Here is an 8868-nt window from a genome sequence, read left to right as displayed (position 1 = left end):
ATATCATTGAATGTATTTATTCCGATAATGGACGTGAATATCAAGGCACCAGCGAACACTTATTTGTTAAAACGTGTAATAACCATCGTATTAATCAAAAATTCACCAAACCCGCCAGCCCACAAACGAATGGGAAAGCCGAAAAGAGTGACACGAACTTTGAATTGAGATGTGGCATAATCAGCAAATATTTAGCAATTTAAAAAATAGAAAATAAAAATTTAAACGCTTTATTAATTTTTATAATACCGTTAAACCGCATAAAGCGATTTCAAGGAAAACGCTTTATGAGTTTTTATAGGATTATTTTAATTATGAAGTGTAAACAACTCGGCGTTTTTTACAAATTAGAATTATTTTTACAATAATGCTTAAAATGCTCGAAATTAAAACTACCAATGAATTATGATGCATTAACTGCCTTTTTTGCTCGTTCAACAAACATCATCACAACAAAAGCAATGATCGTTAAGTAGATAATGAAAGCGCCATAAGTCGCAAACATATCAATCAGTGAACGCCCTCGCATGGCAAAATCGCGGAAAAATTTAAATAACCAAACTAATGGGAAAGCATGGCTGACATAGTAAGTCCAAATTGGCATTATTCCCACAGCCATTGTTGAACCGCCCATGATAAACCCTGGAGGTACTAAGAAAATCATTCGACCAGCGCCTTCTCCTGGGTTGTTAGTTTTCCAAGACAGTAACAATCCTAGCCAACCAAATGCTAATCCTGTCATAAATATGCTCGGTACAAAAGCAAAATAGTTACCGTCAAAACGCAGTTGTCCAAATATAACAAGTATGGCTGTGATAAGCGTTAATGCTGTTGTAAAAAATAGTGCATAAGGGATTGTTTTTGCTAATAAAGGTAAGAGTCCTCTTTCTATTGTTTGTTCCCACATGCCAGTTACTTTCAAGCGGCCAATAATCATTAATGAGGTTAGGCCGTAAGTCAGTGACGAGAAAAAGTAGACAAAATATATAATCGTCGATATGGTGGACGAGCTTGCTGGATTAAACATATATCGTGTTTTAAGTTGCATTGGTGATAAAGTTGCTTCAATGCCTTCTTTACCAAGTCCTAATGCTGCAACTTTACCAACACTAAGTTCAGCCCCCAATTCTGGAATATATTCATTAAGGCTTTGTAGTACTTTGGCATTTTGTGCATCGTTTGTATCATCAGCAAAATAGCCTAGGCGTACGGTTTGATCGCCTTTTTTTAAGCTTTTTTCTAGACCTTTAGGAATATATAAAACACCTAAATTACGGTCGTGTGAAACCAATGTTATTGGATTTACTGGCGATCTTATTACTTCTGTCACTTCAATATAAGGCGATGTATTGACTTTGCTAATTAATTCAGTCGAATAATGAGAACCATCAAGATCAATAACCGCAATTTTTCCTTCAAACACAGCTCCATGACTTAATACAATTGAAAAAACAAGCGAAACAATAGCAGCTAAGCCAAGCGAAACTTTATAATAAGGTATAAAATGGCCAGACAACATGGCGTCAAGCTCTTCAAGCATGGATTTAATGATGTTTTGCATCATTTTTCAACCTCAAGTGTCATTCCAGTTAATAGTTTAGGAATTGATTCTATGTAAATTCTAACTTGATAAGAGGTTAAATCAGCTTGACCTCGTTCTCGTGTCATGCGTAAATCAGCAAATGATGGCGCAGCGGTGGCAAAGCGAACTTTTCCTTTTACTTCTTTGTTAAGTGCAATTACATTTGCTGTAACCGTTGTGCCTGGTTGATAATCATTAACCATTTTTTCATTCACATAAATGTCGATATATTTACGATCGGTTTCTAATAAGACTGCTGGCGCACCGTTTGGTACCATTTCACCATCTTCAAACATAAGTTTTAATACTTTTCCATCTTCGGGTGCTCTTAATGTTAGTCGATCATAATTAAGCTGTAGTTGTTTTAATTCAGCTTCGCCTTGCGCGAGTTGTGATTGAAGCTGTGTTAATTGATTTTGGCGGTTTTGCAGTTTTTGTCGTGCAATTAAGATTGATTGTATTGTCATTCCTGTTGCATTTTTTGTTTGTTCAAATTGGCTAATTTGTTCAGGCGTCGCACCAATCATTAAGGTAGAAAGTTGGCTTTCAATTTGAATAACTTGCATTTTTGCATTAATAAAAACATTGCGAGCATTATCAAGTTGTGACTGCGAGTTTCCCCCCGATTTACGTAATTGGGTTTGGCGATCAAATTCAGTATTAGCTAGGTATCGAGCCGATTTCGCTGCTTCTAAATTGGCTTGCACTTCTTCTATTTTTCGCCAAGTTGATAATTCTGAAAGGTTGGTTTCACTTTCAGTGATTTCAATATTTTTTTGTTCTTGGTTTACTGCCGCCTTTTGGCTATCAACTAAAGCTTGCAGTCGATCGATAGCTAGTTTGGTATCGATATCTTCTAATTGCATTAAAGGATCACCTTTTTTTACTATTTGTGATTCTTCTACAAATCGCTTGGTGACTTTTCCGCCGACATTTTGAAAGGCAATATTAATCTCATCGGCAGTTAATACACCAGATTTGATGCTTTTGGCAACCGAGACCGCATCATTTCTTGAACCTAAAAAGATTAAAAATGAGCCAAAGATTAGCAGGAGTAAAAAGATAACAGGAATTTTGACATTTTTTTTCATATATAGCTTATTTTCCATTTATTTAGTCAGCTAACTATTTAAGTGAAATGAAGAACTTTAATGATTAAAGTCCGTTATTTTCGTAATAATTTACGTAACATCAATATTAAAGACTCTTGTTCTTGCGAATTGAGTACTTGTGCAAAAGCGCGAATTGATTTTAGGTGATTGGGTAATGCATTTTGAATCAGCTTTTCGCCTGTATGTGTTAAAGTGATTAATCGAGAACGACCATCATCACCACTTTTTGACATCGAGATTAAAGGCTCTGGCGCTGCCAGCATTCGTTTAACCATTACTGATACTGTCGCAGGTGTGACACCAATGCGCAAAGCAAGATCACTGGCACAGGTTTCACCTTCTGAAAACAATGACATCAATAAGGCAAACTTACCTTCAGAAACGCCGTAATCTTTATCTAATTGCGCATAGATATTAGCACGAATTAGATCGGCCGTTGTTATTAAGCTCAAAACCAGATCAACACCAGAAACATCAACGATGTCATCGTTAAATCTTTGCGCTCGAGCTAAGGTTTCACGTGAAGGCAGCTTTCTTGAATTGTAATTCAATTTTTATTACTCAATTTATTTAGTCGGCTAATTATACTGGTTTAGCTAAAATTGGCAATTATTTTAAGTGCGTTTTAGCAAGTTGATATTTAAATACTACTAAAGTAGTAATCCTTGAGGGTAATTATATTCTATGTACAGTTTCATACAATGTTATTAAATTAAAATTTTTTAGCAATTTAATTAAATTAAAATTGGAGTTATGTATGAGTAAAACCAACCTCGTTATTATTGGTAATGGGATGGTTGGGCATCGTTTTATTGAAGAGTTAATTGATAAAATGCAGCCCAATCAATTCAATATTACTATTTTTTGTGAAGAACCTCGTCTTGCCTATGATCGGGTACATCTTTCTTCTTATTTTTCTGGTCACACAGCAGAAGCGCTTTCTCTAGTTCGCGAAGGTTTATACGAAGAGAATAATATTAAAGTCTTACTTAATGAACGGGCTATTTTAATTAATCGTCAGCGTAAGGAGATTCATTCTCAACAAGGGCGAATTGTTGCTTATGATAAATTGATTATTGCGACAGGATCTTATCCTTGGGTACCACCGATTAAAGGTGCTAATGGTTCGGATTGTTTTGTTTATCGTACGATTGAAGATCTTGATGCTATTCAGGAATGTGCAAAGCGTTGTCAAAAAGGCGCTGTTGTGGGTGGTGGATTGCTTGGACTTGAGGCAGCTGGAGCTTTAAAAAACTTAGGTATGGAAACGCATGTGGTTGAGTTTGCTCCAGTGCTTATGGCCGAACAGTTGGATGTTCAGGGTGGAGAACAACTGCGTCGTAAAATTGAGGAGATGGGGGTAGGTGTTCACACCAGTAAAAATACTCAAGAAATTATTCATACACCTGCTGGGAAAATCATGCAATTTGCGGATGGCTCTGCACTTGAAGTCGATTTTATTGTTTTTTCAACTGGCATTAGAGCAAATGATAAATTAGCTCAAGAATGTGAGTTAGAAATCGGTCCTCGCGGGGGCATTGTTATTAATGATTATTGCCAAACTTCGGATCCTGATATTTATGCTATTGGTGAATGTGCTTGTTGGCAAAACAAGGTTTTTGGTTTAGTTGCACCGGGCTACAAAATGGCTCAGATAGCCTTAGCGCATTTAATGGGACAAACAGATAAATTTGAAGGCGCCGATATGAGCGCTAAGCTAAAGCTGATGGGAGTCGATGTCGGTAGCATTGGCGATGCTAAAGCAAAAACAATAGGGTGTCATAGTTATGTTTATTTAGATGAAACAACGCCAGTTTATAAAAAATTGGTTGTTTCGAATGATAATAAAAAACTCTTGGGTGCGGTATTGGTTGGCGATACGTCAGATTATAGTAATTTATTGCAATTAATGCTTAATGATATGGATCTACCTGAACATCCAGATACGCTGATACTGCCTGCACATGCAGGAGCAAACCCAGCTATGGGTGTTGATGCGCGTCCCGAGTCAGCACCGATTTGCTCTTGTTTTGATGTGACTAAAGAAAAAATTATTAATGCCATTAATGCTGGTTGCCATACGGTTGCAGCAATAAAAGCTGAAACTAAAGCTGGGACTGGGTGTGGAGGCTGCATTCCACTTGTTACACAAATTCTTAATTTAGAGTTAGCTAAACAAGGCATTGAGGTCAGCCATGCATTATGCGGACATTTTAAATACTCTCGTCAGGAGTTATATCATCTTATCCGTGTTGAGGGCCTAACGTCTTTTGAGCAAGTGATTAAAAAACATGGTAAAGGTTATGGCTGTGAAATTTGTAAACCTACCGTCGGATCTTTATTAGCTTCATGTTGGAATGATTATATTCTTAAAGATAATTTGATTCCTCTACAAGATAGTAATGATATTTTCTTAGGTAATATTCAAAAAAATGGTACTTATTCGATAATTCCGCGTAGTGCTGGTGGTGAAATTACTCCAGAAGGATTAATTGCTGTTGGTCAAATAGCTAAAAAATATCAGCTCTATTCTAAAATTACTGGTTCACAGCGCATTGGCTTATTTGGAGCACAAAAAGACGATCTTCCTGCTATTTGGAAGGAGCTTATTGAGGCTGGTTTTGAGAGTGGTCATGCTTATGCCAAAGCATTAAGAATGGCAAAAACCTGTGTAGGTAGTACTTGGTGTCGATTCGGTGTCGGAGATAGTGTTGGTTTGGGCGTTGAGCTAGAAAACCGTTATAAAGGCATTCGTGCACCACATAAATTTAAACTAGGCGTATCAGGTTGTACGCGTGAATGTGCCGAAGCTCAAGGTAAAGATATTGGTGTTATTGCTACTGAAAAGGGATGGAATCTTTATGTGTGTGGTAATGGTGGTATGAAGCCTCGTCATGCTGATTTACTTGCTGCTGATCTCGATAAAAATACACTAATTCTATATATTGATCGTTTCCTTATGTTTTATATTCGTACCGCAGATAAATTACAACGGACGTCAGTCTGGCTTGAAAATTTAGATGGCGGTATTGATTATTTACGTAGTGTTATTATTGACGATAAATTAGGCATAAATGCTGAGTTAGAAAGTGAAATGACACGCTTACGTAAATTAATGGTATGTGAATGGAAGGAAGCTGTTGAAAATACAGAAGGTCAAATTCGATTTTCTCATTTTATTAATAGTAACAAACGTGATGAGAATGTCCAAATCGTACCTGAGCGTGATCAGCATCGCCCAGCAACAGCAGAAGAACGTAAAGTAATGTTAGGGGAATAATATGAGTCAATGGATAACTATTTGTAAACTTGATGAGATTTTACCTGGCACAGGAGTTTGTGCACTTGTTGGTAATGATCATGTGGCTATTTTTCGCCCTTATAATAATGCTGAGCTTTATGCGATTAGTAATATTGATCCATTTGCTAAGGCAAGTGTTTTATCCCGAGGCATTATAGCAGAACATGAAAATGAGTTATGGGTGGCAAGTCCGCTTAAAAAGCAACGCTTTCGTTTAAAAGATGGTTATTGTTTTGAAGACGAACAATATTCAATCCCCCATTATGAAGTAGATGTTAATGACGATGGGATCGTACAAGTAAAGTCGCTCTAAATGTATTTTTAAAAGGATAAATTAATTATGTATACAGAGACAATTAATAAATGTGCAGCAAATGCTGCGCGTATTGTTCGTTTGGCAAAAACGAACCCATTTGGTTTTTGGCTAAGTTCTGCTATGGCTGGGGCTTATGTAGGAATAGGTATTATTTTGATTTTTACTTTAGGAAACCTTGTTGAACCATCAATAAGACCTTTACTTATGGGAGCAACGTTTGGTATTGCTTTAACATTGGTTGTAATTGCTGGCTCTGAGTTATTTACAGGGCATACCATGTTTTTAACCCTAGGAGTAAAATGCAAAAAAATTACTCATACCCAAATGTGGACAGTATTGCCACAAACATGGTTAGGAAATTTATTAGGTTCAATTTTTGTTGCTGCATTGTATTTTTATGCTTCAACACCTCTATTATCAACGGATACTAGTTTGGTTCATGCAGCGGCTTTAGCAAAAACATCTGCTTCAGCTTCGGCATTATTTTTTAGAGGTATTTTATGTAACTGGTTAGTTTGTTTAGCGATTTGGATGGCTAATCGAGTTGAAGGTTCGGCAAAGTTTATCGCTATTTGGTGGTGTTTGTTAGCATTTATTGCTTGTGGTTATGAACACTCCGTTGCGAACATGACACTTTTTTCACTTTCGTGGTTTGGTCATCATAGCGATGCTTACACATTAGCTGGAATTGGTCATAATCTATTATGGGTTTCATTAGGAAATCTTGTTTCTGGTGCATTATTTATGGGACTGGGATACTGGTATTCAACCCCCAAAGAAGATCGACCTTAATAGCTGTTTAATTAAGGAAATGTGGTTAAAATAACCAATATAAGGGGGAAAGCATGGTAAGCAATCCCCCAAAGACGTTAAATTAATTAGGATTATATTTGGTTTTAATCATAATTAGTGATAAAAAAATAACGAAGCAATTAACAATAGGATAATTAATAAATTTCTATTATTAGAGGTTAGTTGTTAATAAATTTTTAAACAGATAATGTTTTATTTTGAGGTGTTATGGATTATTTCCCCTTATTTTGTAAGCTAGAAAACCGTGATTGCTTATTAGTCGGTGGCGGTGAAGTTGCTGAACGTAAAGCTCGATTATTACTTGAAGCTGGTGCCCGCTTAACTGTCAATGCGCATGAATTTAACGAGCAATTCATATGTTGGAATGAACAAAAACAACTAGTTTTAGTTCAAGGGGAGTTTAATGCCGAATTACTGAATGATAAATGGTTAGTTATTGCGGCAACAGACTGTCAGGAAACTAATCAAAGGGTGAGTGTTGAGACGGAAAAAAGGCGTATTTTTTGTAATGTGGTTGATTCTCCAAAAGATGCGAGTTTTATTATGCCCTCAATTATTGATCGTTCTCCTATTATGGTTGCTGTCTCTTCAGAAGGGCATGCTCCTGTTTTGGCTCGATTATTGCGTGAAAAACTAGAGTCCATTTTACCTCAACATTTAGGAAAATTAGCTAAATATGCCGGTTATTTACGTAATAAAGTTAAAACAACCTATCAAACAGTGACGGAACGTCGTCGGTTTTGGGAAAGGTTATTTTCTCATGATAGGTTAGCTCAAGCGATTGCTAATAGCGATTCAGATCATGTTGAAAAACTCACTAATGAGTTATTTGATACTTCACTTGATTCCCGTGGTGAGGTTGTGTTAGTTGGTGCTGGCCCAGGTGATGCGGGCTTGTTGACTTTAAAGGGATTACAGCAAATCCAACAAGCAGATATTATTGTCTATGATAGATTAGTATCGGATGAAATTATGAATCTAACCCGTCGCGATGCTCAACGTATTTTTGTTGGTAAACGAGCAGGTTTTCATTGTGTACCTCAAGAACAAATAAATCAGATTCTTTTACAACAAGCTAAAAAAGGTAAGCGTGTTGTACGTTTAAAAGGTGGAGATCCTTTTATTTTTGGTCGAGGTGGTGAAGAGCTCGAAACATTATTTAACGCCGATATTCCATTTTCTGTAGTACCAGGAATTACAGCAGCTTCAGGTTGTTCTGCATATAGTGGGATCCCATTAACGCATCGAGATTATGCTCATAGCGTACGTTTAATTACTGGTCATTTGAAAGATGGTAATCACCTTGACTGGAAGAGTTTAGCCGCTGAAAAACAAACATTAGTTTTTTATATGGGATTATCTCAAGCTAGTAACATCGAAAAACAATTAATTAAATACGGTATGAATGCAAATACGCCAATTGTAATTGTTGAAGAAGGCACAACAACGAAACAAAAAGTAATATCGGGCCAGTTATGCGATTTAGCACAATTATCTTTGCAAGCCTGTAGTCCTAGTTTAATTATTATTGGGCCTGTTGTTGCATTACGAGAAAAGCTAAATTGGTTTTCTGAGTGTTAGTGGGTGCTAAAGGTTTGATCTGTTAATATTTTAATGGAGTAGATAGGCAATTTAACCCTGATAAGCCTAATAAAACATGGGTAATCGATATTACTTATATCAAAACGGGTGAAGGTTGGTTATATTTGTCGGTGATTATCGATTTATATGGACGAAAAGTGAT

The 8868-nt window shown here is 36.5% G+C and carries 7 protein-coding genes and 2 pseudogenes; 6 read left to right on the top strand and 3 right to left on the bottom strand.

The genetic code is table 11. The features are described from left to right. A pseudogene (locus J6569_RS10820) lies at positions 1–203 on the top strand (hypothetical protein); the annotation flags it as partial. A 200-nt stretch (positions 204–403) separates the two neighbouring features. Here J6569_RS10820 and J6569_RS10815 read toward each other — a convergent pair. The 3 genes from J6569_RS10815 to J6569_RS10805 form a co-directional block, all read right to left on the bottom strand. Continuing rightward, on the bottom strand, positions 404–1564 hold the full coding sequence (locus J6569_RS10815; protein WP_296318431.1) for an ABC transporter permease: 1161 nt from the start codon (positions 1562–1564) through the stop codon (positions 404–406). Next, the gene (locus J6569_RS10810) at positions 1561–2673 is read right to left on the bottom strand and encodes an HlyD family efflux transporter periplasmic adaptor subunit (RefSeq protein ID WP_081296749.1); all 1113 of its coding nucleotides are present in this window, start codon (positions 2671–2673) and stop codon (positions 1561–1563) included. The genes J6569_RS10815 and J6569_RS10810 overlap by 4 nt, the downstream gene beginning before the upstream one ends. 74 nt (positions 2674–2747) lie before the next feature. Continuing rightward, complete coding sequence (locus tag J6569_RS10805; RefSeq protein ID WP_085164529.1) at positions 2748–3245, bottom strand: MarR family winged helix-turn-helix transcriptional regulator; 498 nt, start codon at positions 3243–3245, stop codon at positions 2748–2750. A 206-nt stretch (positions 3246–3451) separates the two neighbouring features. Between J6569_RS10805 and nirB the strand changes: the two genes are divergently transcribed. From nirB to J6569_RS10780, 5 genes and pseudogenes are all read left to right on the top strand, one after another. After that, positions 3452–5974 carry a nitrite reductase large subunit NirB gene (gene nirB / locus J6569_RS10800; protein WP_296318429.1) on the top strand — a complete coding sequence of 841 codons (2523 nt, stop codon included), beginning with the start codon at positions 3452–3454 and terminating at the stop codon, positions 5972–5974. A gap of 1 nt (position 5975) precedes the next feature. Continuing rightward, positions 5976–6308 (top strand): nitrite reductase small subunit NirD, encoded by a 333-nt coding sequence (nirD, locus tag J6569_RS10795; protein ID WP_296318428.1) that lies wholly within the window; start codon positions 5976–5978, stop codon positions 6306–6308. 27 nt (positions 6309–6335) lie between these two features. After that, positions 6336–7103, top strand: a complete 768-nt coding sequence (nirC, locus tag J6569_RS10790; RefSeq protein ID WP_085164524.1) for a nitrite transporter NirC — start codon at positions 6336–6338, stop codon at positions 7101–7103. A 228-nt stretch (positions 7104–7331) separates the two neighbouring features. After that, complete coding sequence (cysG, locus tag J6569_RS10785; protein ID WP_085164522.1) at positions 7332–8705, top strand: siroheme synthase CysG; 1374 nt, start codon at positions 7332–7334, stop codon at positions 8703–8705. A gap of 32 nt (positions 8706–8737) precedes the next feature. Continuing rightward, positions 8738–8868: pseudogene (locus J6569_RS10780) on the top strand (DDE-type integrase/transposase/recombinase); the annotation flags it as partial.

Source organism: Gilliamella sp. (genome assembly GCF_024104075.1).
GTDB classification, from domain to species: domain Bacteria; phylum Pseudomonadota; class Gammaproteobacteria; order Enterobacterales; family Orbaceae; genus Gilliamella; species Gilliamella bombi.
This window is presented reverse-complemented; position numbering and strand designations above follow the sequence as displayed.